Source organism: Comamonas aquatica NBRC 14918, assembly GCF_000739875.1.
In the GTDB taxonomy this organism is placed as follows: domain Bacteria; phylum Pseudomonadota; class Gammaproteobacteria; order Burkholderiales; family Burkholderiaceae_C; genus Comamonas; species Comamonas aquatica.
The window spans coordinates 25,146-48,529 of sequence record NZ_BBJR01000053.1 but is presented as its reverse complement, the minus strand read 5'-3'; the positions used below and the strand labels follow the sequence as shown (position 1 = coordinate 48,529).

At 66.5% G+C, this 23,384-nt stretch carries 21 protein-coding genes; 12 read left to right on the top strand and 9 right to left on the bottom strand.

Going from position 1 to position 23,384, the window contains the following annotated elements; translation table 11 throughout:
• Positions 1-56 precede the first annotated feature (56 nt).
• Genes CA2_RS12855 through CA2_RS12845 form a run of 3 tightly spaced genes read left to right on the top strand, consistent with a single transcriptional unit; the run spans position 57 to position 3,411 of the window.
• Complete coding sequence (locus CA2_RS12855; RefSeq protein ID WP_042417853.1) at positions 57-998, top strand: CysB family HTH-type transcriptional regulator; 942 nt, start codon at positions 57-59, stop codon at positions 996-998.
• Positions 999-1,044: 46 nt separating this feature from the next.
• A complete protein-coding gene (locus CA2_RS12850) occupies positions 1,045-2,214 on the top strand; it encodes a pyridoxal phosphate-dependent aminotransferase (RefSeq protein WP_042417851.1) in 1,170 nt (389 codons plus the stop codon).
• Positions 2,215-2,265: 51 nt separating this feature from the next.
• Positions 2,266-3,411, top strand: coding sequence for a glycerate kinase (locus tag CA2_RS12845; RefSeq protein WP_042417849.1), 1,146 nt, complete (start codon positions 2,266-2,268; stop codon positions 3,409-3,411).
• Between the two features lie 532 nt (positions 3,412-3,943).
• On the opposite strand, the gene CA2_RS12840 is transcribed toward CA2_RS12845, so the two are convergent.
• Positions 3,944-5,521 carry a methyl-accepting chemotaxis protein gene (locus CA2_RS12840; protein WP_042417847.1) on the bottom strand — a complete coding sequence of 526 codons (1,578 nt, stop codon included), beginning with the start codon at positions 5,519-5,521 and terminating at the stop codon, positions 3,944-3,946.
• A gap of 1,106 nt (positions 5,522-6,627) precedes the next feature.
• Between CA2_RS12840 and CA2_RS12835 the strand changes: the two genes are divergently transcribed.
• The 7 genes from CA2_RS12835 to CA2_RS12810 are packed head-to-tail and all read left to right on the top strand — an operon-like array spanning position 6,628 to position 13,027.
• Entirely contained in the window at positions 6,628-7,242 is a 615-nt protein-coding gene (locus CA2_RS12835; RefSeq protein WP_042417844.1) for a lipocalin family protein, read from the top strand.
• Positions 7,239-8,303 carry an NAD(P)/FAD-dependent oxidoreductase gene (locus CA2_RS12830; RefSeq protein ID WP_042417842.1) on the top strand — a complete coding sequence of 355 codons (1,065 nt, stop codon included), beginning with the start codon at positions 7,239-7,241 and terminating at the stop codon, positions 8,301-8,303. The genes CA2_RS12835 and CA2_RS12830 overlap by 4 nt, the downstream gene beginning before the upstream one ends.
• Before the next feature lie 25 nt (positions 8,304-8,328).
• Entirely contained in the window at positions 8,329-8,490 is a 162-nt protein-coding gene (locus CA2_RS18845) for a DUF2256 domain-containing protein (RefSeq protein WP_081888994.1), read from the top strand.
• Positions 8,487-9,794, top strand: a complete 1,308-nt coding sequence (locus tag CA2_RS12825; protein WP_042417839.1) for a DASH family cryptochrome — start codon at positions 8,487-8,489, stop codon at positions 9,792-9,794. Before CA2_RS18845 ends, CA2_RS12825 begins: the two co-directional genes overlap by 4 nt.
• Complete coding sequence (locus CA2_RS12820) at positions 9,791-11,362, top strand: cryptochrome/photolyase family protein (protein ID WP_042417836.1); 1,572 nt, start codon at positions 9,791-9,793, stop codon at positions 11,360-11,362. The genes CA2_RS12825 and CA2_RS12820 overlap by 4 nt, the downstream gene beginning before the upstream one ends.
• 27 nt (positions 11,363-11,389) lie before the next feature.
• A complete protein-coding gene (locus CA2_RS12815) occupies positions 11,390-12,088 on the top strand; it encodes an SDR family NAD(P)-dependent oxidoreductase (RefSeq protein ID WP_042417833.1) in 699 nt (232 codons plus the stop codon).
• Between the two features lie 33 nt (positions 12,089-12,121).
• Positions 12,122-13,027: a TIGR01777 family oxidoreductase gene (locus tag CA2_RS12810; RefSeq protein ID WP_042417830.1), complete on the top strand. Its 906-nt coding sequence runs from the start codon at positions 12,122-12,124 to the stop codon at positions 13,025-13,027.
• 197 nt (positions 13,028-13,224) lie between these two features.
• Here CA2_RS12810 and CA2_RS12805 read toward each other — a convergent pair whose 3' ends face one another.
• The 8 genes from CA2_RS12805 to CA2_RS12770 form a co-directional block, all read right to left on the bottom strand.
• The gene (locus tag CA2_RS12805; protein WP_042417877.1) at positions 13,225-13,869 is read right to left on the bottom strand and encodes a DsbA family protein; all 645 of its coding nucleotides are present in this window, start codon (positions 13,867-13,869) and stop codon (positions 13,225-13,227) included.
• A gap of 56 nt (positions 13,870-13,925) precedes the next feature.
• Entirely contained in the window at positions 13,926-15,413 is a 1,488-nt protein-coding gene (gene rng / locus CA2_RS12800; protein WP_042417827.1) for a ribonuclease G, read from the bottom strand.
• Positions 15,414-15,523: 110 nt separating this feature from the next.
• Complete coding sequence (locus CA2_RS12795) at positions 15,524-16,138, bottom strand: Maf family protein (RefSeq protein WP_042417824.1); 615 nt, start codon at positions 16,136-16,138, stop codon at positions 15,524-15,526.
• A 198-nt stretch (positions 16,139-16,336) separates the two neighbouring features.
• Positions 16,337-16,804 (bottom strand): 23S rRNA (pseudouridine(1915)-N(3))-methyltransferase RlmH, encoded by a 468-nt coding sequence (rlmH, locus tag CA2_RS12790; RefSeq protein WP_042417821.1) that lies wholly within the window; start codon positions 16,802-16,804, stop codon positions 16,337-16,339.
• Complete coding sequence (gene rsfS / locus CA2_RS12785) at positions 16,801-17,478, bottom strand: ribosome silencing factor (protein ID WP_042417819.1); 678 nt, start codon at positions 17,476-17,478, stop codon at positions 16,801-16,803. The genes rlmH and rsfS overlap by 4 nt, the downstream gene beginning before the upstream one ends.
• Positions 17,479-17,668: 190 nt before the next feature.
• Positions 17,669-18,610, bottom strand: coding sequence for an oxygen-dependent coproporphyrinogen oxidase (hemF, locus tag CA2_RS12780; protein ID WP_042417815.1), 942 nt, complete (start codon positions 18,608-18,610; stop codon positions 17,669-17,671).
• Between the two features lie 10 nt (positions 18,611-18,620).
• Positions 18,621-19,907 carry a phosphoribosylamine--glycine ligase gene (purD, locus tag CA2_RS12775; RefSeq protein WP_042417812.1) on the bottom strand — a complete coding sequence of 429 codons (1,287 nt, stop codon included), beginning with the start codon at positions 19,905-19,907 and terminating at the stop codon, positions 18,621-18,623.
• Entirely contained in the window at positions 19,904-20,623 is a 720-nt protein-coding gene (locus CA2_RS12770; RefSeq protein WP_042417809.1) for a YebC/PmpR family DNA-binding transcriptional regulator, read from the bottom strand. The genes purD and CA2_RS12770 overlap by 4 nt, the downstream gene beginning before the upstream one ends.
• 81 nt (positions 20,624-20,704) lie before the next feature.
• Here CA2_RS12770 and CA2_RS12765 point away from each other — a divergent pair, with 81 nt between their 5' ends.
• Positions 20,705-22,222: a helicase HerA-like C-terminal domain-containing protein gene (locus tag CA2_RS12765; RefSeq protein ID WP_042417806.1), complete on the top strand. Its 1,518-nt coding sequence runs from the start codon at positions 20,705-20,707 to the stop codon at positions 22,220-22,222.
• A gap of 67 nt (positions 22,223-22,289) precedes the next feature.
• On the top strand, positions 22,290-23,210 hold the full coding sequence (locus CA2_RS12760; RefSeq protein ID WP_081888993.1) for an enoyl-CoA hydratase-related protein: 921 nt from the start codon (positions 22,290-22,292) through the stop codon (positions 23,208-23,210).
• The last annotated feature ends 174 nt before the right edge of the window (positions 23,211-23,384 follow it).

The following is a 23,384-nucleotide window of genomic DNA, read 5'->3' as shown; positions in this document are numbered from 1 at the left end:
GACACCTTTAGACAATTACTTCATAATAATGAAAGCATCGTTGCTTTCATTCTGTTATGAACCTCCACCAATTCCGTTTCGTCCAAGAAGCTGCGCGCCGCAACCTCAACCTCACCGAGGCGGCCAAGGCCCTGCACACCTCGCAGCCCGGTGTCTCCAAGGCCATCATCGAGCTGGAAGAGGAATTGGGGGTGGACATCTTTGCCCGCCACGGCAAGCGCCTCAAGCGCATCACCGAACCCGGCCAGCATGTGCTCAAGAGCATCGAGCTGATCATGCGCGAGGTGGGCAACCTCAAACGCATCGGCGAGCAGTTCAGCGCCCAGGACAGCGGCACGCTCAGCATCGCCACCACCCACACCCAGGCGCGCTACGTGTTGCCCAAAGCCGTGGCCAAGCTGCGCGATGCCTACCCCAAGGTCACCATCAGCCTGCACCAGGCCACGCCGCACGAAGTGGCGCGCATGGTGCTGGACGAGGTGGCCGAGGTCGGCATGGCCACCGAATCCCTGGCGGATTACCCCGATCTGGTCACCCTGCCCTGCTACGAATGGCAGCACGTGCTGGTCGTGCCCAGCGGCCACCCGCTGGCCACCAAGGAACGCATCGGCCTGGACGATCTGGCCGGTGAGCCGCTGATCACCTACCACCCCTCATTCACCGGACGTGGCAAGGTCGATGCGGCCTTTGCGACGCGCAAGATCGAGCCGCGCATCGTGCTTGAAGCCATCGACTCCGACGTGATCAAGACCTATGTGCGCCTGGGCCTGGGCATTGGCATCGTGGCCGAGATGGCCATGCGCGAAGACCTGGGCCCCGACCTGGTGTCGCGCCCCATGGGCCACCTGTTCGGCCAGAGCGTGGCGCGCGTCGCCTTCAAGCGCGGCGCCTACCTGCGCAACTTCGTCTACAAGTTTGCCGAGACCCTCAGCGACCGCCTCTCGCGCGACCTGATCCTGCGCGCCATGAGCGGCCACGTGAACGACTACGAGCTCTGAACCCCTTTCCCAGAAACAGGTGCCTTGCGGGCACCTTTTTTACGCCATGACCGTGACTTCCCCCGCCCAGACCCCGGCCTTCCCCAGCAAGCTGCCCCAGGTGGGCACCACCATTTTTTCCGTCATGTCGGCCCTGGCCCAGCAGCACCAGGCCGTCAACCTGGGCCAGGGCTTCCCGGACTTCGGTTGCGACACGGCGCTGATCGATGCCGTCACGGCCGCCATGCAGGCCGGCCACAACCAGTACCCGCCCATGCCTGGCATGCCGCAGTTGCGCGAGGCCGTGGCCGCAAAAATTGAAGCACTGCACGGCCGCCAATACGACGCCAACGCCGAAATCACCATCACCGCCGGCGCCACCCAGGCCATCCTGACAGCCATTCTGGCCACCGTGCATGCCGGCGATGAGGTCATCGTGCTGGACCCCTGCTACGACAGCTACGCGCCGAATATCGCGCTGGCCGGTGGGGTAATCGTGCGCGTGCCGCTCACGCCCATCAGCTTCCGTCCGGACTTCGCCAAGATCGCTGCGGCCATCAGGCCCAAAACGCGGCTGCTGATCATCAACAGCCCGCACAACCCCAGCGCCACCATCTGGACCGCCGACGACATGCGCCAGCTGGAAGCCCTGCTGGCGCCCACCAACGTGCTGCTGATCAGCGACGAGGTGTATGAGCACATGGTCTTCGACGGCGCCCAGCACGAAAGCGCCGCGCGTTTCCCCGGACTGGCCGCGCGCGCCTTCATCGTCTCCAGCTTTGGCAAAACCTACCACGTCACAGGCTGGAAGGTGGGCACCGTGGCGGCGCCCGCCGCGCTGACGGCCGAATTCCGCAAGGTGCACCAGTTCAACGTGTTCACCGTGAATACGCCGATGCAGGTCGGCCTGGCCACCTACATGCAGAACCCGGCACCGTACCTGGAGCTGTCCGCCTTCTACCAGCGCAAGCGCGACCTGTTTGCCCAGGGGCTGGCGCAGACGCGCCTGAAGCTGCTGCCCACCACCGGCACCTACTTCCAGTGCGTGGACATCTCGGGCGTCACCACCCTGAGCGAATCCGACTTCTGCCAATGGCTGGTGCGGGAAGTGGGCGTGGCCGCCATCCCGCTGTCGGCCTTCTACGGCGACGGGTTCGACCAGAAGGTGGTGCGTTTTTGCTTTGCCAAGCAAGATGCCACCTTGCTGGCCGCGCTGGAGCGCCTGCGCAAGCTCTGACACCGCCACGCCCACCTTCCTGCCCCCCCGGACCTTCGCGAAAGCCTGCCCATGAAAATTGTGATCGCCCCCGACTCCTACAAGGAAAGCCTGTCTGCGCTGGAAGTCGCCACGCAGATTGAGCTGGGCTTGCTGGAGGTGTTTCCTGAGGCGCAGTGCCTCAAGATCCCCATGGCCGATGGCGGCGAGGGCACGGTGCAGGCCATGGTGGAAGCCACCCAGGGCCGCCGCGTGGACGTGATCGTGACCGGCCCCCTGGGCGAACCCGTCACGGGCTTTTATGGCCTGTCCGGTGACGGTCACACGGCCGTGATCGAAATGGCCGCCGCCAGCGGCCTGGCCCTGGTGCCACCCGCGCAGCGCAATCCCCTGGTGACCACCAGCTACGGCACGGGCGAGCTGATCGCTGCGGCCCTGGATGCCGGTGCGCGCCACCTGATCCTGGGGATTGGCGGCAGCGCCACCAACGATGGCGGGGCCGGCATGCTGCAGGCCCTGGGCGTGCGGTTGCTGGATGCACAAGGGGCGGAGCTGGCACGCGGCGGCGCGGCCCTGGCCCAGCTGGACCGCATCGACACCTCCAGACTGGACGCGCGCCTGGCCACCTGCCGCATCGACGTCGCCTGCGACGTGGACAACCCGCTGACCGGCCCGCGCGGTGCCTCGGCCATCTTCGGTCCACAAAAAGGCGCCACACCGGACATGGTGGCCGCCCTGGACGCCAGCCTGCAGCACTGGGCCGCCATCCTGCGGCGCGACCTGGGGGCGGACGTGGAAGGGATTGCAGGCGCCGGTGCCGCCGGTGGCATGGGCGCGGCCCTGCTGGCCGTGCTCAAGTGCCGGTTGCGCCCCGGCTGCGAAATCATTGCCCAGGCCGTGGGCCTGGACGCCGCCGTGCGCGATGCCGACCTGGTCATCACCGGCGAGGGGCGCATTGACGAGCAGACCATCTTTGGCAAGACCCCGTTCGGGGTGGCGACCGTGGCCAAACGCTACGGCAAACCCGTGATTGGCATGGCCGGCAGCCTGGGCCGCAATGCCCAGGTGGTGCATGCACACGGCATCGATGCCATCTGCAGTGTGCTCAGCCGTCCGTGCAGCATCGAGGACGCCATCGCCGAAGCGGCCCACAACGTGCGCAGCACCGCACGCAATGTGGCTGCGCTGCTGGCCATGGGCCAGGCCTTGCGCACCTGAACGGTCCTCTGCACAAAAAAGGGAGCTGCTTGCGCGCTCCCTGTTTGGCTTTAAGCCACTTTTTACTCATAATTCCCAGGTCCTGTCACCTGGCACAGGCGGTCGACAGCCGTCATGTGCAGGCCTAAGGCGCAGGCGCCCACCACGTGGCCCGGCGCGATCCGGGTGGCATGGCCTGCGGTGTCGGCATTCCTGCCATGCCGCGAAGAAGCTGACGGCGCTGACGCCATCCGGCTTGCGGGCCTGCGGTGGCCGCCGCTGCGAACGCGCAACCATCTGCGGCCAGCCATGGGTGGCGGAATCCACAGGACAGCCAGGTGAAGGGACGAATCCGGCAAGGGAGGGCAGGCGCCACAGTTTTCGTCGATTGGCTGTGACCGTGTGCGCCCCCTCAGGCCCAGGCCGCCGATGCATGGCCGTGCTGCACAAAAAACGGTCGACCCACCCCCTACGCTGTGACAATTTACTTTGGCAACGCAAGCGTCGGGCCGCTTGAAGCCTTGGCTGCTTGCCGCAGCCAAGGCCACCAGGCTTAAGCGCTCTCCAGTTGGCGATGGCCCTGGCCGGTACGGAACAGCGAAACCGCCTCCATCAAGCTGCTGGCCTGGACCCGCAGGCTGCCCGAGGCCCCGGCCATTTCCTCCACCAGGCCGGCATTTTGCTGGGTGGCCCGGTCCAGCTCCGAGACCGACACTGTCACCTCGCCAATGCCCTGGGTCTGGGCCCGCGACGCGGCACTGATTTCGCTGATCAGCGCGGCCACGCTCTTGACCTCGCCCACCAGCTGCGCCATGGTCACGCCGGCTTCCTGGACCTGCTCCACGCCCTGGGCCACCTGGCCCATGCTGGTATCGATCAGTTGCTTGACTTCCTTGGCGGCCTCCGCACTGCGCTGCGCCAGCATGCGCACCTCGGCGGCCACCACGGCAAACCCACGCCCTTGTTCGCCCGCACGCGCGGCCTCGACCGCGGCATTCAGGGCCAGCAGGTTGGTCTGGAAGGCGATGCCATCGATCACGCCGATGATGCTTTTGATGCGGCGGGAACCTGCGGCAATGTCCTCCATGGTCTGGACCACGCCACCCACCACCTGGCCGCCGTGCTCGGCCGATTGGCTGGCCGTGGCCGCCAGGCTGGTGGCCTGCTGCGCATGCTCGGCGTTCTGCACCACGGTGCCATGCAGTTGCTCCATCGTGGCCGAGCTGTGCTGCAGCCGCGTGGCCTGCAGCTCCGTGCGCTGCGCCAGGTCGGTATTGCTGGAGTCGATCTGTGCCGAGCTGGCGGCAATCGTTTCGGCCGAGCTGCGCACCTGCCGCACGATCTGCGCCAGCGCCGTCTGCATTTCGGCCAGCGAGGCCAGCACGCTGCTGTGGTGCACGCCCGCGTCCAGCGTCACCTCGTTCAGCTCGCCAGCCGCCACGCGCTTGGCCACGGCCCGCAACTCGGCGGGGTCGGCCCCCAGCGCCCGCATCAGGCTGCGGATGATGCGCCAAGCCAGTACGCCGGCAATCGCCAGGGCCAGGGCGCAGGCCGAGAGCAAGGCGGTCTTGGTGGAGCCATAGGCCTGCGCCGCCACCTCGACATTGGTATCGCCCCGCTCACGGATATAGGCCACATAGGCACTGGTCTTGCGCACCAGCTCGGCCAGCAAGGGGCGGCATTCGTCCGTCAGTTTGCGGATGGCCGCCTCGCGCTGGTCCTTCAGTGCCATGTCGACAATCGCCAAAGCCACGGGGCCGTACTGCCCCTCGATCTGCTCGACAGCGGCAAACAGGGCCCGTTCGTCGCTCGACACGTCCGGGGCCTGCACCAGGGTGCGCAAGCGCCCCAGGCGCTCTTGCATGCGCTCGTGGGCCTGCATCACGGCATTTTTCTCGGCCTCGATGTCGGCCGGCGCCGTCACCAGCAGCAGATTGCGGGCCGCCACGGCGCGTGCATCGGCGGCCGCCTGCAGTTCACGCGCCAGGCCGGCACGCCGAAAGTCGTTGGACACAAAATGCTCGAAACTGCCCTGGGTCACAGCAATCCCGCGCACCGCCATGCCCGATAGGCCGAAAAGAATCAGCATCAGAAGCGCAAAAGACAAGATCAGCTTGTTTTTGATTGACATTTTTTAATCTGTTTTCCAGAAATTGAATCCGTTGCACACCGACACCATCGGTGCGTCGGCCGAGCCAGCCCACTGGCCCGGCACACGCTGGCTGCGCCCCCTGGGCACCAACGCATTCCTACGCGGCACAGCCGATGGCAGTGCCATCAGCAGAACGTGGCCAGCGCATACAGCGCATGTCCCTCTTCCAACCCAACCCTTCACCACGCAGCCAGCCGCACACCCTTGTGCTGCATGGATGACTGGCAGGTGCTGCGCCATGTTTCACGCATGGCTTGGGTCTTAATGTATTGGACAAAACTATTTTTGTCCTAGACAATTATGGCTATACCTTGAATTGTCTATGTCTATCCGCACCGCTTCCAGCAATCCAGCGTACTGCCGCGATGGGGGCACACCGCCACCCATGGCTGTGCAGCCATGCCCAGACACAGTGGCGCAGGACCGCGTGGGCGACGGAAATAGACGCTATGGTTTTTGTTGCGCGAAAGGACCTAGGCAAACCCATGCAAGGCTGCTGACGACCATGTCTACAGGGCGATGCCCGGTGGCTGCCAGTGCGCACTGTCTGCGAATGTGGGGGACTGGACCAACGGGCTGGTTTGGCGTGACGGGCTGCGCACCGTGCCATGCCTGGCCTGAATTTGTCCAAGACAAAGAGGCACAGCTGCATCGCCCTGCATGCCCCCCAACATGGCAGGGGCGGATTGTCCCGGATCGCCCCCGCACAGGGAGTCAGGCTGTCACACACCCACGGGCACTGGTAGGTCTATCGCCTTGCCCAAGTGGATCGCGGACCACTGTGGTGTACGCGACCGCTGGGTACGCCCAGGCCCGATGGCGCATCCAACAGGTTGGGAGCACATCGCGCCAAGGCGGCACTCACCACCTGAGTGCAACAACTGCCCCCACACAGCCTGCCTGTGCGCGGTCCTGCGCATATGCAGGGTGTCGGCCAATACGCTCCGCAGGGAAGCCAGACAGCCGCGCATTGGCGACACCCCATGCCGGGGCTCAGCGCTTTGCTCCAGACAGGCTTTGCCGTGATCGCGTGGCCATCACGGCCCTGCCCCCAATACCTTGACCGATAGAAGCACCTCACAGACATGCAGCACCTGACACGCCCACTGCCACACCAGCCCGCCGCACCGACAGCGCGCCCACGCCTGCTGCGCTGGCTGGCCTCCGCACTCCTCGGGGCCGCCCTGCTGACAGGGTGCGCCAGCACCAGCCCGCCACCGGGGCTGCAGCCCGTCACAGGCTTCGATCTGCAGCGCTACCAGGGCCGCTGGTACGAACTGGCGCGGCTGGACCACGCCTTCGAGCGCGGCCTGCGCGATGTGTCGGCCACTTACACCCCGCAGCCCGACGGCAGCGTGCAGGTGATCAACCGCGGCCGGCAGGCCGCCAGCGGCCAGTGGCGCGAGGCTGTCGGCAAGGCGCTGTTCACCGGTCCGAGCAGCACCGCCTCCCTCAAGGTGTCCTTCTTTGGTCCCTTCTATGGCGGCTACCACGTCGTGGGCCTGGACGCCGACTACCGCTGGGCGCTGGTGGTCGGCACCGATACCGGCTATGCCTGGATTCTGGCGCGCGACACCCAATTGCCCCGTGCCACGTTGCAGCGCATCGTGGCGCAGGCCCAGTCCCTCGGCATTGACACACAGGCTTTCATTTGGGTGGACCACACCGACACGGACTCCCCCACCCCGGCACAACCATGACCAGCACCGCAACTTCCCCATCCTTGGAACACGCCACGATCGCCATCGTCGGTGCCGGCCTGGCAGGCCTGGCCTGTGCCCAGGCCCTGGCCCACGCAGGCCACAGCGTGCACGTGTTCGACAAAAGCCGTGGCCCCTCGGGCCGCATGAGCACGCGCCGCAGCAGCGATGGTGCGACGGATTGGCAGTGCGACCACGGCGCCCAGTACTTCACGGCGCGCCACGCCGATTTCCGGGCCCAGGTCGCCAGCTGGGAGCAAGCCGGCACCGCAGCCCCGTGGACCGCCCGCATCGGCACGCACGATGGGCAAGGCTTCACGCTGCAGACCAGCACGGTGCAGCGCTTTGTCGGCACCCCACGCATGACGTCCCCGGCGGCCCACCTGGTGCGCAGCCTGCAGGCCTTGGACCAGCCGGTCCGCTTTCAGTGGCAAACCACCGTCCAGCCGCTGCAGGCAAATGCCGGCGATGGCTGGCTGCTGCACAGCCCCGAACACGGCACCGAGCCCCAGCGCTACCAGACCGTGCTGCTGGCCGTGCCTGCCCCACAGGCCGCGCCCCTGCTGACGGGTGTAGCCCCGCATGCCGCCGACCTGGCGCGCAGCGCCCGCATGCGGGCCTGCTGGTCGGTCATGGTGCGCTGCCCCCAGCCGGTGCACCTGCCCGTGGACGGCTGCTTTGTCGAGCACAGCCCCCTGCGCTGGATCGCACGCGACAGCAGCAAGCCCGGGCGCAACGGCCCCGAAACTTGGCTGCTGCACGCCACCCACACCTGGAGCGAGGCGCATGTGGAAGACGACGCTGCCTCGGTCACGGCCACGCTGCTGCAGGCCTTTGCACAGCTGGGCGGCCCCGAGCCGGCCAGCGTGCAGGCCACCGCCCACCGCTGGCGCTACGCCGACACCGCCCCGCCACTGAACGTGGACTGCTGGTGGCAGCCGGAGACCGGCCTGGGCCTGTGCGGCGACTGGCTGCACAGCGGCACAGTGGAAGGCGCCTGGCTCAGCGGCCGCTGTCTGGCGCAGCGCGTACACGCCGCGCTGCAGGCGCACACCAGGTAAAACCGCCCACCACTGGAAGCACACCATGCACCGCAAACCCCATCTGCCTGAAAAGCCCTGCCAGTGCTGCGGGCGCCCGTTTGCCTGGCGCAAAAAGTGGGCGCAGGTGTGGGAGGAGGTCAAGTACTGCTCCGAACGCTGCCGCCGCCAGCGCAAACAGCCGCCCTCACCCGGAGCCCAGCCATGAGCACGGTGCTGGTGTGGCTGCGCCACGACCTGCGCCTGCACGACCAGTCCGTGCTGCAGGCCGCATGCCAGCTGGGGGCACAGCACCTGCTGCCCGTGGTGTGCCGGCCCGATGTGCAAGCCAGCACCCCCTGGGGCTTTGCCCGCATCGGCCCACACCGCCGCGCCTGGCTGGCCAATACCCTTAAAAACCTGCTCCAGCGCTTTCAGAATCTACGCTCTCAGCTATGTATTTTGAATCAGCCTGCTGCAATTGCATTGCCTGCGCTGGCGCGGGCCGTGGGCGCCACCACCATCGTCTGTGAGGACATTGCCGCACCCGAGGAGCAGGCCGAAGTTGCAGCCCTGCGCGCCGCAGGCCTGCAGGTGCACACCGTGTGGCACAGCAGCTTGCTGCACCCGGACCAGTTGCCGTGGCCGGTGGCGCAGTTGCCTGCCGTGTTCACGCCGTTTCGCCAAGCGATTGAGCGTGCCGGGCTGCAACCCGCAGCACCCCTGCCAGTACCGGCCGCACTGCCCCCCTTGCCACCTGAGTTGCCGACGGCATCCCCAGACACACCAGCGCAAGCCCTGGCCGTACTGGCCGGGCTGCCCCCGGCTGCCGATGCACGCAGCGCCTTCCCCTACCTGCAAGGCCGTCTGCACGGCGGGGAGTCAGCCGCGCTGGCCCACCTGCGCCAGTATCTGGAACGCGGGCTGCCCCACAGCTACCAGCGCACACGCAACGGCCTGGTGGGGCTGGACTACTCCAGCAAATGGTCGCCCTGGCTGGCCACGGGGGCGCTCTCGCCGCGCCAAGCCATGGCCCAGCTGCGGCAGTTTGAAGCCACACACGGCGCCAGCGATGGCAGCTACTGGCTGTGGTTTGAGCTGCTGTGGCGCGATTACTTCCGTTTTCTGCACCTGCAGCATGGCCACAAGCTGTACTGGGCGCGGGGACTGGGTCCTACGCAGGCCACGCCCCACAATGACCAGCACTTTGCCGCCTGGTGCGCCGGGCAGACGGGCCAGCCCTTGGTGGATGCCGCCATGCGCGAGCTGGCGGCCACCGGCTACCTGAGCAACCGCCTGCGCCAGGTGGCGGCCAGCTATCTGATCCACGACCTGGGCTGCGACTGGCGCGCTGGTGCCGCCTGGTTTGAGGCACAGCTGCTGGACTATGACGTGTACAGCAACCAGGGCAACTGGCTGTACATCGCCGGGCGGGGCACCGACCCACGCGGTGGGCGCCGCTTTGACCCCGTCAAACAGGCCGCCACCTACGACCCCGACGGGGCCTACCAGCGACTGTGGGGCACGGCATGAGCAACACCCGCACACCCACCCCCACCGCCCCGCACGGCGCACACACCCTGCGCCTGCTGCTGGGCGACCAGCTCAACCCGCAACACAGCTGGTTCCAGCAGGTGGATCCGCAGGTGGTCTACGTGCTGATGGAAGTGCGCCAGGAAACCGACTACGTGCTGCACCACGCACAGAAAATTCTGGCCATCTTTGCCGCCATGCGCGATCTGGCGCACCAGCTGCGCACTGCGGGCCACCGCGTGCGCTATGTGGCGCTTGACGACGCCAGCAACCGCCAATCCATCCCCGACAACCTGACTGCATTGGCCGCGCACTACGGCGCCCACACGGTGCAATGGCAGCAGCCCGACGAATGGCGGCTCGACGCCCAGTTGCAGGACTGGGCCCGCACCACCCCACTGCACTGCAGCGTGGTAGACAGCGAACACTTTCTGACGGCGCGGAACGATCTGGCCACCCAGATGCACGGGCGCCGCCAGTGGCTGATGGAGCATTTCTACCGCGGCATGCGCCGCCGCTACCGCCTGCTGCTGGACGAGCACGATCAGCCCGCAGACGGTCAGTGGAATTTTGACCATGACAACCGCAAGCCCTGGCCCGGCACCCCGCCAGAGCCTGCGGACTGGCGCCCCACGCACGACCACCGCACACTGTGGGCCATGCTGCAGCGCTGCGGCATCCACAGCTTTGGCGAGCCGCAGGCCGACGCCGTGCGCTGGCCGCTGAACCGTGCCGAGGCACTGGCCTGTCTGGAGGCCTTCATCACCCACGCCCTGCCGCACTTTGGCGACTATGAAGACGCCATGGCCAGCCAGGCCCCGCGCCTGTTCCATTCGCTGCTCTCCTTTGCGCTGAACGTAAAGATGCTGCACCCGCTGGAGGTGCTGCAGCGCGCCGAGGTCGCCTGGCGCACCGGGCAGGCCCCGCTGGCCGCAGTGGAAGGCTTTGTGCGCCAGATTCTGGGCTGGCGCGAGTACGTGCGCGGCATCTACTGGGCGCACATGCCGGGCTACGAGCAGCGCAATGCGCTGGACCACCAACTGCCGCTGCCGCACTGGTTCTGGAGCGGGGACACGGACATGCGCTGTCTGCAACTGTCGATTCGCCAGTCGCTGCAGACCGCCCATGCCCACCACATCCAGCGGCTGATGGTGATCGGCAACTTTGCCCTGCTGGCGGGGCTGGACCCGGCCGCGCTGCACCGCTGGTACCTGGGCATCTACATCGATGCCTTCGAATGGGTGGAGCTGCCCAACACCTTGGGCATGAGCCAGCGCGCCGATGGCGGCCTGATCGCCACCAAGCCCTATGTCAGCAGCGCGGCTTACCTGCAGCGCATGGGCGACTATTGCCAGGGCTGCGCCTACAACCCCAAGCTCAAGACCGGCCCGCGCGCCTGCCCCTTCAACGCCCTGTACTGGGACTTTTTTGCGCGCCATGCCGAGACACTGGGCAGCAACCACCGGCTGGCGCTGGTGTACCGCCAGTGGCAAAAAATGCCGCACGAGCAGCAAACCGCCCTGCAAGCGCACGCACAGCAGGTGCGCCAGCAGCTCGCTACCCTGTAACCACAACCCCACTCCACAAGGCCTGCCATGCAATCCCTGCCCACTGGTTACCAAGCCCTCATCCTGGGGGCCACTGGCGCCATCGGCGGTGCCCTGGCCGCGCAGCTGGCCGCGGACCCACGCTGTGCCCAGGTGGTTGCCCTGAGCCGCCAGAGCACGCCTGCGATGGATTTTGAACAACCGCAGAGCATTGCCACTGCCGCCGAGGCGCTGCGCCCGCAAGGGCCCTGGCACCTGGTCGTGGTGGCCACCGGCATGCTCAGCGGCCCCACCGGCTGCCCCGAAAAACGCCTGGCCGACCTGAACGCCACGCACCTGGCGGCCAGCTTTGCCACCAACACCATCGGCCCGGCCCTGGTGCTGGCGCATTTCGCGCCGCAGCTGGCCAAGGGGGCGCGCAGCCTGCTGGCAGTGCTGTCGGCCAAGGTAGGCAGCATTGGCGACAACCGCCTGGGCGGCTGGTACAGCTACCGCGCCTCCAAGGCAGCGCTGAACATGCTGCTCAAGACCGCCGCGATCGAAGTGGCGCGCACCCACCCCCAGGCCGTGCTGGCGGCCCTGCACCCCGGTACGGTGGATTCGGCGCTGTCGGCACCGTTTCGCGGGGCGCAGATAGGTCGCCCGCCCGCCGCGGCCGCGCAGGACCTGCTGGCTGTGCTCGATCGCCTGCAACCCCAAGACAGCGGCGGCTTCTGGGCCTACGATGGTCAACGCCTGCCCTGGTAAGCCCTTCGCCCACTTTGCACCAAGGAGAACCCCATGCGCATCCTGCTGACTGGCGGCACCGGCCTGATTGGACAAGCCCTGTGCCAGCACTGGCAACGCCAAGGCCACGAACTCTGGGTCTGGAGCCGCGAACCGCACAAGGTGGCCGCCCTGTGCAGCGGTGCCCGCGGCATAGCCCACCTGCACGAACTGGAAGGTACATCGCTGGACGCGGTGGTGAACCTGGCCGGCGCCCCGATTGCAGACCGCCCCTGGACCACATCGCGCCGCCAGGTGCTGTGGCGCAGCCGCGTCGAGCTGACACGGACCCTGGTGGACTGGATGGCGCAGCAGCCCCAGCCGCCGCGTGTGCTGCTGTCGGGCTCGGCCGTGGGCTGGTACGGCGATGGTGGCGACGCCTGGCTGGATGAAAGCAGCCCGGCCGGTGCGGCCGATTTTGGCAGCCAGCTGTGCATCGCCTGGGAGCAAGAGGCCGAGCACGCGCGCCGCTTCGGCGTGCGCGTGGCCCTGGTGCGCACCGCACCGGTCCTGGCCCCCAGGGGCGGCATGCTGGCGCGGCTGCTGCCCCCGTTCAAGCTGGGCCTGGGGGGCAGACTGGGTGATGGCCAGCAGTGGATGCCCTGGATCCACCTGGACGACCAGGTCCGGCTGATGGACCACCTGCTGCACCACGCAGACTGCAGCGGCCCATTCAATGCCTGCGCGCCAGAGGCCGTGCGCAACGCCACCTTCACCCAGACCCTGGCCACCGCCCTGCACCGCCCGGCCTGGCTGCCGGCACCGGCCTGGGCGCTGCGCCTGGCGCTGGGCGAAATGTCCGTGCTGCTGCTGGGCGGCCAGCGCCTGCGCCCCCAGCGTGCGCAGGCCGCGGGATTTGCGTGGCAGCACCCCACGCTGGCGGGCGCCTTGGACCAGTTGCTGCACCCACCGGGTGCCTGATCCGCGGCCGACGCGCGCAGCCACAGACTGCGCCCGTCGGGCATGCTCTGGGCCAGCACCGCCCGCTTGGCGCTGCCCGACTCAGGCAGCGATCAAGCCCCCTCGCGTATGCCTAGGCACGGACTGTGCGGGTGCTTGCGGCCCCTCATTTGCGCGGGGCGGCGGATCACGCTGCAGCGGGGCCGCTATGTGAGCGCTCAGGCCGCCAACAGTTGCTCAATCCAGGCCTCGGGCTGTGAAAACAACAGGTTGGAAGGTAGCAACTGCCCACGCCCATCGATTTCGAGCAAGAACGTGGGCACGCCCCGTGCGCCCAGCTGCTGCAACCAGTGCTGGGCTTGCTGCGTGCGCGCGGCATGCACCTGCAGCAGCTCTGCATCGGTCGCGGTCAAGCGCTGCGCCGCCTCGGCCAGGCCCAGGCCCAGGCCTTGCAAGATCACGGCCAGTTGGTCCAGCGACGTCACATCCTGCCCGTCGATGTAGCGCGCCTGCTGCATGGCCTTGAGCGCTGCCACCTCCTGCGTGGGGGCTGTCAACGCCACCGCCGTCAGGGCCAGGCTGATAGGGCCGCTGTCAAAGCGCTGCTGGCGATCGGCCAGCACCTGGGTGCGGTAGCGCGGCGAAAAGTGCTGACCGGTCAGTTGCTCGATGCGCTGGTCGTTCGTCCAGGCGTAGGCGGCAAAGTCGTCGTCCATGGCGCGCGAGCCGGCGCCCGAAAACATGCCGCAGGGCCACAATTTCAGTTGCAGCTGCGGCAGGGCGGCCACCTGGGCCACGACAGCCCCGGCGCCATAGCACCAGCCGCACAGCGGATCAAAGATGTAATGCAGGGTTTTGCGCATGTTCCATTCCGGTTCGTGCGGGGCCACCGGCACTGCCGCGGCCCCGCGTGGCCGCTTTACAGCAGTACGATGTCGTACTGTTCCTGGGCCAGGCCGCCTTCGGCCTGCAGCGAGATGGGCTTGCCGATGAAATCGCTCAGGCCCGCCAGGTGCTGGCTTTCCTCGTCCAGCAGCAGGTCGATGACATCCGGGTTGGCCACCACCCGAAACTCCTTGGGGTTGAACTGGCGTGCCTCGCGCAGGATTTCGCGCAGGATCTCGTAGGCCACGCTGCGCACCGTCTTCACGCTGCCCTTGCCCTGGCACACGGGACAGGGTTCGCACAGCATGTGGGCCAGCGATTCGCGCGTGCGCTTGCGCGTCATCTCGACCAGCCCCAACTGTGAGAACGTCCCCGCCATGGTCTTCACCCGGTCACGGCCCAGCTGCTTGCGCAGCTCGGCCAGCACCTGCTCCCGGTGCTCCTCGTGCGCCATGTCGATGAAGTCGGCAATGATGATGCCGCCCAGGTTGCGCAGGCGCAGCTGGCGCGCAATCGCCTGCGCCGCCTCCAGGTTGGTCTTGAAGATGGTGTCGTCGAAATTGCGGGCCCCGACATAGCCACCGGTGTTCACGTCCACCGTGGTCAGCGCCTCGGTCTGGTCGATGATCAGGTAGCCGCCCGACTTCAGCTCCACGCGCCGGCCCAGTGCCTTGGCGATTTCCTCGTCGATGGAATACAGGTCAAAGATCGGCCGCTCACCCTTGTACAGCTGCAGCTTGGGCACGGCGCTGGGCATGAATTCCTTGCCAAAGGCCATGAGCTTGGCGAACTGCTCCTGCGAGTCGATGCGGATGCTCTGCGTGCTCTCGCCGGCCAGATCGCGCAGCACGCGCTGCAGCAGGCTCAGGTCCTGGTGCAGCACCGACATCGGCGGCAGCGTGGTGGCGGCCAGCTTGATGCGCGCCCAGGTCTTGCGCAGGTAGGCGATGTCCTCGGACAGCTCCTCATCGCTGGCATCTTCGCCGTTGGTGCGCAGGATGAAACCGCCACCGCCGCCCTGGTCCTTCAGGCCCACCAGCTTTTGCAGGCGCCCGCGCAGGGCATCGCGCTCCTCGGGCGTGATCTTCTGCGACACGCCAATGTGCTCGTCCTGCGGCAGGTGCACCAGCAGGCGCCCGGCAATGCTGATCTGCGTGGACAGGCGCGCGCCCTTGCTGCCGATCGGGTCCTTGATGACCTGCACCACGATGGACTGGCCCTCGAACACCTGGTGCTCGATGGGTTTGGGCGGCTCGTTCTTGCGCGCAATCATGGGCGCATCGCCGCTTTCGTGGCGCTGCCAGACATCGGCCACATGCAGGAAGGCGGCGCGCTCCAGCCCGATGTCGATGAAGGCGGACTGCATGCCCGGCAGCACGCGCGACACCTTGCCCAGGTAGATGTTGCCGACCAGGCCGCGTTCCAGCGTGCGTTCGATGTGCAGCTCCTGCACAGCGCCCTGCTCCACCACGGCCACCCGGGTTTCCTGGGGCGACCAGTTGATCAAAATGTCTTGCTGCATGCGCTTGTCTTGGTTTGTTGAGGGGGCAGGTGCTGCCGGCCCCGTACCGCGGTGCGTCCGAATGCCAGCTGCGCGCACATCGGCGGCAGCGCGGGCCATCCAGGCGCTGCTTAAATCTGCCAGCCCAGTTGCCGCAGCAGCTGGGCCGTCTCGAACACGGGCAGGCCCATGATGCCGGAATAACTGCCGTCCATATGTTCGATATAGGCCGCTGCACGTCCTTGAATACCATAGGCCCCGGCCTTGCCGAAAGGTTCCCCCGAGGCTACGTAGGCAGCCATTTGCGCCTCGCTCAGCGCCATGAAGCGCACGCTGGAGACCGACAGGGCCTGCCAGCGCTGTGCGCCCTGCTGCACCGCCACCGCCGTCAGCACCGTGTGGGTCTGGCCGGACAGCTGCGCCAGCATCTGCAGCGCATGCGCGGCATCAGCTGGCTTGCCCAGGATCTGCGTGCCCAGGGCCACCGTGGTGTCCGAGGTCAGCACCGGCGCATCGGGCAGGCCACGCCGCGCCAGGCGAGCCACGGCGGCATCCAGCTTCAATCCGGTCACGCGCTGCACGTAGGCCTGCGGGTCCTCGTCCGGCAACACGGCCTCGATGGCCTCGGCATCCTCGGCCACATCCCCTGGGGCATTGGGCAACAGCAGTTCGTGGCGCACGCCCAGCTGCTGCAGCAACTGGCTGCGGCGCGGGCTTTGGGAGGCAAGGTAGATGAAGTCGGACATGGTTTTGAATCAAAAAAGGCTTCAGCGCGCATTCAGCAAGCGCCAGAAGCTATTAAAAAAATAGTATCACGGCACCCTGCGCCATGCAATCCACGGCCACACCACCCTCTGCCCAGGCTGACGCTGAAAAAACAAAACCCTGCACGCTGGGGGCAGGGTCTGCGGATGCCGGGCAGCCGGCACGGAGGGGTTCGCGACTCACTCGCGGTGATACGGGTGGCCCGCATTCACCGACCAGGCGCGGTACAGCTGCTCGATCAGCAGCACCCGCACCATGGCGTGCGGCAAGGTCAGGTCCGAGAGGCGGATTTTCTCGTGTGCGGCCTGCTTGAAGGCCGGGTCCAGGCCATCGGGGCCTCCGATGACCAGTGCCACATCATCGCCTTCCAGCTGCCAGTGCTCCAGGCGCTGGGCCAGGGCCTTGGTGGTCAGGTTGGTACCCCGCTCGTCCAGCACCACGATGCGGGTGCCCCGGGGAATCGCCGCCTCGATGCGCTTGCGCTCGGCGGCATACAGCGTCTCGACCGTCTTGGAGCCACGCGGCTCGGTCTTGACGGCCTTGAGCTCGACCTTGAGTTCCGGGGGAAAGCGCTTGGCGTAATCGTCGTAGGCCGTCTGCGCCCAATCGGGCACATGCTGGCCCACGGCCACGATCCACAGCTTCATGCCTTCTTCGCAGCCGCCTTCTTGGCGCCGCCGCGGGGTGCCGTGGGCTTGACCACCACGGTCTTCACGGCGGCGGCTTTCTTTGCGGCAGGCTTCTTGGCTGCCGGCTTTTTCACGGCCGGAGCCTTGTCGGCCTTGGCGTCCACCGACTTCTCGGCGGATTTCTTGGCTGCGGCCTTCTTCACCACGGTCTTGCCATCCACCGCAGGGGCGGTCTTCTTGGCCGCAGCCTTCTTGGCAGGCTTGGCTTCGGCCGAGGCATCTTCGGAGGCGAAGATCTTGGCAGGCTTGGCGCCCGCCAGCTTCAGGCGCACGGGCTTGTCGCCCCAGATTTCTTCCAGGCGGTAGTACTGGCGGATCATGGGCTGCATGATGTGCACCACGCACTGGCCGCAGTCGACGATGATCCACTCGCCGTTTTCTTCGCCTTCATGGCGTGGCACGGCAAAGCCGGCCTTCTTCACGGCATCGCGTACGCTGGAGGCCAGGGCCTTGGTCTGGCGGTTGGAAGTACCGGAGGCGACGATGACGCGCTCAAACAGCGGCGACAGGTGCTCGGTATTGAAAACCTGAATGTCTTGGGCCTTGACGTCTTCCAGGCCATCGACGATGGCACGCTGGAGTTTGGTCACGTCTTTCTTGGCTGCGGAATCCGATTGGGTGGAAGTGCTCATCAGGCGATGTCTGGTTGAAAGTTCCGGTCAATATAGCGCGGCTGCATCGCGGGCTTCAATGCCCTTGGGGATGCTGCCCCACGCTGACAGGGCTTTTATTGTTGGTCTAAATAGAAAGGCCGACCACAGGGACTGTCGTCGGCAGCTATGGAAATTATAGTTTTTCGGCCAGGGGGCTGCTTGCGCGCCCTCAAAGCCAGTCGCGGCGCACCAAGAATTGGCTCAGCAGTTGCGCCTCGGGCGTCCCCGGGGCGTCCACGCGCTGGTAGCTCCAGTCCGCATGCAAGGGCATGGACAGCAGGATGGATTCGGTACGCCCCCCGGACTGCAGGCCGAAGTGGGTGCCCCGGTCCCAGACCAGGTTGAACTCCACATAACGACCACGGCGGTAGCGCTGGAAATCCACCTGCGCCGCGCCGTAGGCCATGGCCTGGCGCCGCTCGACGATGGGCAGATAGGCCTGCAGGAACGCATCCCCCACCGCGCGCAGCATGGCGAAGCCCTGGTCCTGGCCCAGCTCGCTGAAGTCATCAAAGAAGATGCCGCCGATGCCGCGCTGCTCGTTGCGGTGTTTCAGGAAAAAGTACTCGTCACACCACTGCTTGAAGCGCGGATACAGCTGCGCGCCAAAAGGCTGCAGCGCATCGCGGCAGGTCTGGTGGAAGTGCACGGCATCGTCTTCGAAGCCGTAGACCGGTGTCAGGTCCATGCCACCGCCAAACCAGCACACCTGGGGCTGGCCCGGGTGGCCGGCGGCAATCATGCGCACATTCATGTGTACCGTGGGCACATAGGGGTTGCGTGGGTGGAACACCAGCGACACGCCCATGGCCTCGAACGGTGCACCCGCCAGTTCGGGCCGGTGCTGGGTGGCCGAGGGCGGCAGTTGCGCGCCCTTGACGTGCGAGAAACCACAGCCGGCACGCTCGAACACCCGGCCGTTTTCCAGGATCTTGGTGACGCCATCGCCCTGCAGGCGCTCATCCGCCCCCTTGTGCCAGGGATCGGCCAGGAACCGGGCCGCACCTTCGCCAGCGGCGGCTTCCACCGCCTCCAGCGCACGGGTGATGCTGGCTTGCAGCCCCAGCAGGTAGGCGCGCACGTTGTCGATGCTGGCGGTGGGTGCTTGCATGGCGGCCTCCTCAGCCCTTGATAGCGCGGAAGCCAATGTCGCGGCGGTACTGCATGCCGTCGAAGTGGATGCCGCGCGTCACATCGTAGACACGGGTCTGCGCCTGGCGCACGCTGTCGGCCAGCACGGTCACGCACAGCACGCGGCCACCGCTGGTCACGGGCACGCCGGCCTCATTCAGCTGCGTGCCGGCATGGAACACCACGGCATCGTCCACCTCGGCGGGCAGGCCGGTGATGGCATCGCCCTTGCGCGGATCTTCCGGGTAACCGGCCGCCGCCATCACCACGCCCAGCGCGGTGCGGCGGTCCCACTCCAGCTCCACCTGGTCCAGCTTGCCGTCCACAGCCGCCTGCATGACGTCCACCAGATCGCTCTTGAGGCGCATCATGATGGGCTGGGTTTCGGGGTCACCCATGCGGGTGTTGAACTCCAGCGTCTTGGGGTGGCCGTTGCCGTCGATCATCAGGCCGGCATACAGGAAGCCGGTGAACGGAATACCGTCCTTTTCCATGCCACGGATGGTGGGCAGGATGATCTCGCGCATGGCACGGGCATGCACGTCGGCCGTGACCACGGGGGCGGGCGAGTAGGCGCCCATGCCGCCGGTGTTGGGGCCTTCGTCGTTGTCCTTGAGGCGCTTGTGGTCCTGGCTGGTGGCCATGGCGACCACGTTCTTGCCATCGCACAGCACGATGAACGAAGCCTCCTCGCCAGCGAGGAACTCCTCGATCACCACGCGTGCACCGCCTTCGTTGTGCTGCACGCCGTACTTGTTGTCCACCAGCATGAAGTCCACGGCATCGTGTGCTTCCTGCAGTGTCATCGCCACCACCACGCCCTTGCCGGCAGCCAGGCCGTCGGCCTTGATGACGATGGGTGCCCCCAGGCGTTCCACAAAGGCGTGGGCGGCCACGGGGTCGGTAAAGGTGTCGTAGTCGGCCGTGGGAATGCCGTGGCGACGCATGAAGGCCTTGGAGAAGGCCTTGGACGACTCCAGCTGCGCAGCCGCCTTGGTGGGACCGAACACCTTCAGGCCGTGCGCGCGGAACTCGTCCACCACGCCGGCGGCCAGCGGTGCCTCGGGGCCGACCACGGCCAGCGCCACGCCTTCAGCCTGCGCCCATTCGCGCAGCTTAACCACATCGGTGATGGGCAAGTTCTGCAGCTTGCCACCTGCCAGGCCAGTGCCACCGTTGCCGGGCGCGACAAACACCTTGGTCGCCTTGGGCGACTGGGCCAATTTCCACGCCAGAGCGTGTTCGCGGCCACCGCCGCCAATCACAAGAATCTTCATAGTTCAGCGTTGTGGTAGACGTCCTGCACGTCGTCCAAATCTTCCAATACATCCAGCAGTTTTTGCATCCGCTCGGCGTCCTCGCCTTGCAGTTCGATGGTGTTTTCAGCGCGCATGGTCACTTCCGCCACTTCGGGCTTCAGGCCAGCCGCTTCCAGGGCATTCTTCACGGCTTCAAAGTCCGCAGGCGCGGTCAGCACCTCGATGGCACCGTCCTCGTCGGTGATCACATCCTCGGCGCCGGCTTCCAGGGCCACATCCATGACCTGGTCTTCGCTGGTTCCGGGGGCAAACACGATCTGTCCGCAGTGCTTGAACTGGAAGGCCACCGAACCTTCGGTGCCCATGTTGCCGCCGTGCTTGTTGAAGGCGTGGCGCACTTCAGCGACCGTGCGCACACGGTTGTCGGTCATGGTGTCCACGATGATGGCCGCGCCGCCGATGCCATAGCCCTCGTAGCGGATTTCCTCGTAGTTCACACCTTCCAGATTGCCTGTGGCCTTGTCGATGTTGCGCTTGATGTTGTCGGCAGGCATGTTGGCAGCTTTGGCCTTGTCCACTGCCAAGCGCAGGCGGGGATTGGCATTCAGATCACCGCCACCTTGGCGGGCCGCCACCATGATTTCACGAATGATGCGTGTCCAGATTTTGCCGCGCTTCTCATCCTGGCGACCCTTGCGGTGCTGGATGTTGGCCCACTTACTATGTCCTGCCACAGGAAATCCTTTGGTCTTGATTTAATCTATTGGGCACGGATTCTACTTTTGACAGCGCAACTTGACAGAGGAAACCCGAACATGGCCCCAGCTTTGCCTATTGCCTTGCACGGCGATACCGTTTGCTCCCTCCTGCCCAGCATGGCCAACCGCCATGGGCTGATCACCGGCGCCACCGGCACCGGGAAAACCGTGACGCTGCAGAAGATGGCCGAAAGCTTCGCGTTGGCCGGGGTTCCCGTATTTTTGGCCGACATCAAGGGCGACCTGAGCGGCATCAGCCAGGCCGGCAGCATCGGCGGCAAGCTGGCCGCCTCGCTGCAGGAGCGCGGCATCGCCCTGCCCGATCCCGTGGCCTGTCCCTGCACCCTGTGGGACGTGTTTGGCGAGCAGGGCCACCCGGTGCGGGCCACCATCTCGGACATGGGGCCGCTGCTGCTGGGCCGCATGCTGGGCCTGAACGACACGCAGATGGGCGTGCTCAACCTGGTCTTCAAGATTGCCGACGACAACGGCATGCTGCTGCTGGACCTCAAGGACCTGCGCGCCATGCTGCAGCATGTGGGTGACAACGCCAAGCAGTTCACCACCGAGTACGGCAACATCTCGGCCGCCAGCGTGGGCGCGATCCAGCGCGGCCTGCTGCAGATCGAGTCGCAAGGGGGCGAGCAGTTCTTTGGCGAGCCCATGCTCAACATCGAGGACCTGATGCAGACCGATGCCCAGGGGCGCGGCGTGATCAACATCCTGGCGGCCGACAAGCTGATGCAGTCGCCGCGCCTGTACTCCACCTTCCTGCTGTGGATGCTGTCCGAGCTGTTCGAGCGGCTGCCGGAAATCGGCGACCCCGACCAGCCCAAGCTGGTCTTTTTCTTCGATGAAGCCCACCTGCTGTTCACCGATGCTCCCAAGGTGCTGATCGAGCGCATCGAACTGGTGGTGCGCCTGGTACGTTCCAAGGGCGTGGGCGTGTACTTCGTCACGCAAAACCCCATGGACATTCCCGACAGCGTGCTGGCCCAGCTGGGCAACCGCGTGCAGCATGCGCTGCGCGCCTTCACCCCCAAAGACCAGAAGGCGGTGAAAGCCACGGCCCAGACCATGCGCCCCAACCCCCAGGTGGACATCGAATCGGCCATCACCGAGCTGGCCGTGGGCGAGGCCCTGATCAGCTTTCTCGACGAAAAGGGCCGCCCCGGCATCACCCAGCGCGTCTACGTCGTGCCCCCGGGCAGCCAGATCGGCCCCATCCAGGAGCCACAGCGCCGGGCACTGCTGGCCCATTCCCTGGTCGCCGGGGTCTATGAACAACCGGTCGACCGGGAGTCGGCCTACGAAGTGCTGCAAAGCCGCGCCAGCCAGGAGCCTGCGGCCACCGGAGGGGCCCCGGGGGCCAGTGGCGCAGGCGCTGCAGCCGACAGCAGCCTGATGAATGGCTTGAACGAATTCCTCTTCGGCTCGACCGGCCCACGCGGCGGCAAACGCGATGGTCTGGTGCAAAGCGTGGTCAAGTCCACGGCCCGCAGCATGACCAACCAGCTGGGCCGCCAGCTGCTGCGTGGCGTGCTGGGCAGTTTGACGGGCAGCAAGAAACGCTGACGGCAGGCCGCACATCAGGGAATGTGCGAGTTTTGCGGTGCGGGTGCGCTGCCTACAGTCACCAGCCATGCCTACCACGACCCTGCCCTCCCTGGCGGTCATGCACCTGCAGGTGCAAGACCACATCGCCCACCTGCAGCTGAACCAGCCCGAGCGCCTGAACACCATGCACCCCGCCTTCTGGCGGGACCTGGATGCGGCGCTGGACTACCTGCAGCGCAGCCCCGACGTGCGCGTGCTGATCCTCAGCAGCACCGGCAAGCACTTCAGCGCCGGCATGGCGCTGGAGACCTTTGCCAACCCGGACTTCATCCCCCAGGACCGCTCACCCGAAGGGCGCGCCGCCCTGTCCGAATTCCTGTGGGACATGCAGCAGGCCTTCACGCGACTGGACAACCTGCGCATCCCCGTGATTGCCGCCATCCAGGGCGGCTGCATCGGCGGCGCGCTGGACCTGGTCTGCTGCGCCTGCCTGCGCTATGCCACGCAGGATGCCTTCTTCTGCGTGCAAGAAATCAACATCGGCATGGTGGCCGACCTAGGCAGCCTGCAGCGCCTGCCCAAGCTACTGCCCATGGGCCTGGTCAAGGAGCTGGCCTACACCGGCCGCCGCTGGCCGGCCGAAGCAGCCCTGGCCCAGGGCTTTGTGAATGGCGTCCACGCCACCCAGGACGCCATGCTGGACGCCGCCATGGCCTGTGCCCGCGAGATCGCGGCCAAACCCCCGATTGCCATCTGGGGCAGCAAGCAGGCGCTGCAGTTTGCCCGCGACCACAGCGTGGACGACAGCCTGCGCCAGATGGGCTGGCTGCAGGCCGGCATCTGGAGCAACCGCCATGTGATGGAATCCGTACAGGCCACACAGCAAAAACGTGCGGGCACCTTTGCCCCCCTGGAGCCGGTGCGCCACTTTGCACAACTGGATGCCGAGCCCGGCCCGGGTAGTGCCCCGGGTGCCCACAGCCCTGCCGAGCGGATCACCAGCTAGCGCCAAAGCCCCAGCGCATGTGCGCGAGTTCAAGGAAAACACCCTTGCGCGCACAGAAAAGCGCGCGTTTTTTCACCGATGGGGCCAGAAAAAAGGACAATGCGGGGCATCGCAATCGGCGCTGGCACGCCATCTGCTGGGGCACAACGACAGCAACATCTCACTCAGCACCCG

Bases quoted from the DNA above. Each gene is read 5' to 3' on its own strand.
- CA2_RS12760 (WP_081888993.1), top strand. From the start codon at position 22,290: ATGCCTACCACGACCCTGCCCTCCCTGGCGGTCATGCACCTGCAGGTG.
- CA2_RS12845 (WP_042417849.1), top strand. From the start codon at position 2,266: ATGAAAATTGTGATCGCCCCCGACTCCTACAAGGAAAGCCTGTCTGCG.
- CA2_RS12820 (WP_042417836.1), top strand. From the start codon at position 9,791: ATGAGCAACACCCGCACACCCACCCCCACCGCCCCGCACGGCGCACAC.
- CA2_RS12805 (WP_042417877.1), bottom strand. From the start codon at position 13,869: ATGCGCAAAACCCTGCATTACATCTTTGATCCGCTGTGCGGCTGGTGC.
- CA2_RS12850 (WP_042417851.1), top strand. From the start codon at position 1,045: ATGACCGTGACTTCCCCCGCCCAGACCCCGGCCTTCCCCAGCAAGCTG.
- CA2_RS18845 (WP_081888994.1), top strand. From the start codon at position 8,329: ATGCACCGCAAACCCCATCTGCCTGAAAAGCCCTGCCAGTGCTGCGGG.
- hemF (WP_042417815.1), bottom strand. From the start codon at position 18,610: ATGCAAGCACCCACCGCCAGCATCGACAACGTGCGCGCCTACCTGCTG.
- CA2_RS12810 (WP_042417830.1), top strand. From the start codon at position 12,122: ATGCGCATCCTGCTGACTGGCGGCACCGGCCTGATTGGACAAGCCCTG.
- rlmH (WP_042417821.1), bottom strand. From the start codon at position 16,804: ATGAAGCTGTGGATCGTGGCCGTGGGCCAGCATGTGCCCGATTGGGCG.
- CA2_RS12815 (WP_042417833.1), top strand. From the start codon at position 11,390: ATGCAATCCCTGCCCACTGGTTACCAAGCCCTCATCCTGGGGGCCACT.
- CA2_RS12835 (WP_042417844.1), top strand. From the start codon at position 6,628: ATGCAGCACCTGACACGCCCACTGCCACACCAGCCCGCCGCACCGACA.
- CA2_RS12855 (WP_042417853.1), top strand. From the start codon at position 57: ATGAACCTCCACCAATTCCGTTTCGTCCAAGAAGCTGCGCGCCGCAAC.
- purD (WP_042417812.1), bottom strand. From the start codon at position 19,907: ATGAAGATTCTTGTGATTGGCGGCGGTGGCCGCGAACACGCTCTGGCG.
- rng (WP_042417827.1), bottom strand. From the start codon at position 15,413: ATGCAGCAAGACATTTTGATCAACTGGTCGCCCCAGGAAACCCGGGTG.
- CA2_RS12795 (WP_042417824.1), bottom strand. From the start codon at position 16,138: ATGTCCGACTTCATCTACCTTGCCTCCCAAAGCCCGCGCCGCAGCCAG.
- CA2_RS12765 (WP_042417806.1), top strand. From the start codon at position 20,705: ATGGCCCCAGCTTTGCCTATTGCCTTGCACGGCGATACCGTTTGCTCC.
- CA2_RS12830 (WP_042417842.1), top strand. From the start codon at position 7,239: ATGACCAGCACCGCAACTTCCCCATCCTTGGAACACGCCACGATCGCC.
- CA2_RS12825 (WP_042417839.1), top strand. From the start codon at position 8,487: ATGAGCACGGTGCTGGTGTGGCTGCGCCACGACCTGCGCCTGCACGAC.
- rsfS (WP_042417819.1), bottom strand. From the start codon at position 17,478: ATGAGCACTTCCACCCAATCGGATTCCGCAGCCAAGAAAGACGTGACC.
- CA2_RS12840 (WP_042417847.1), bottom strand. From the start codon at position 5,521: ATGTCAATCAAAAACAAGCTGATCTTGTCTTTTGCGCTTCTGATGCTG.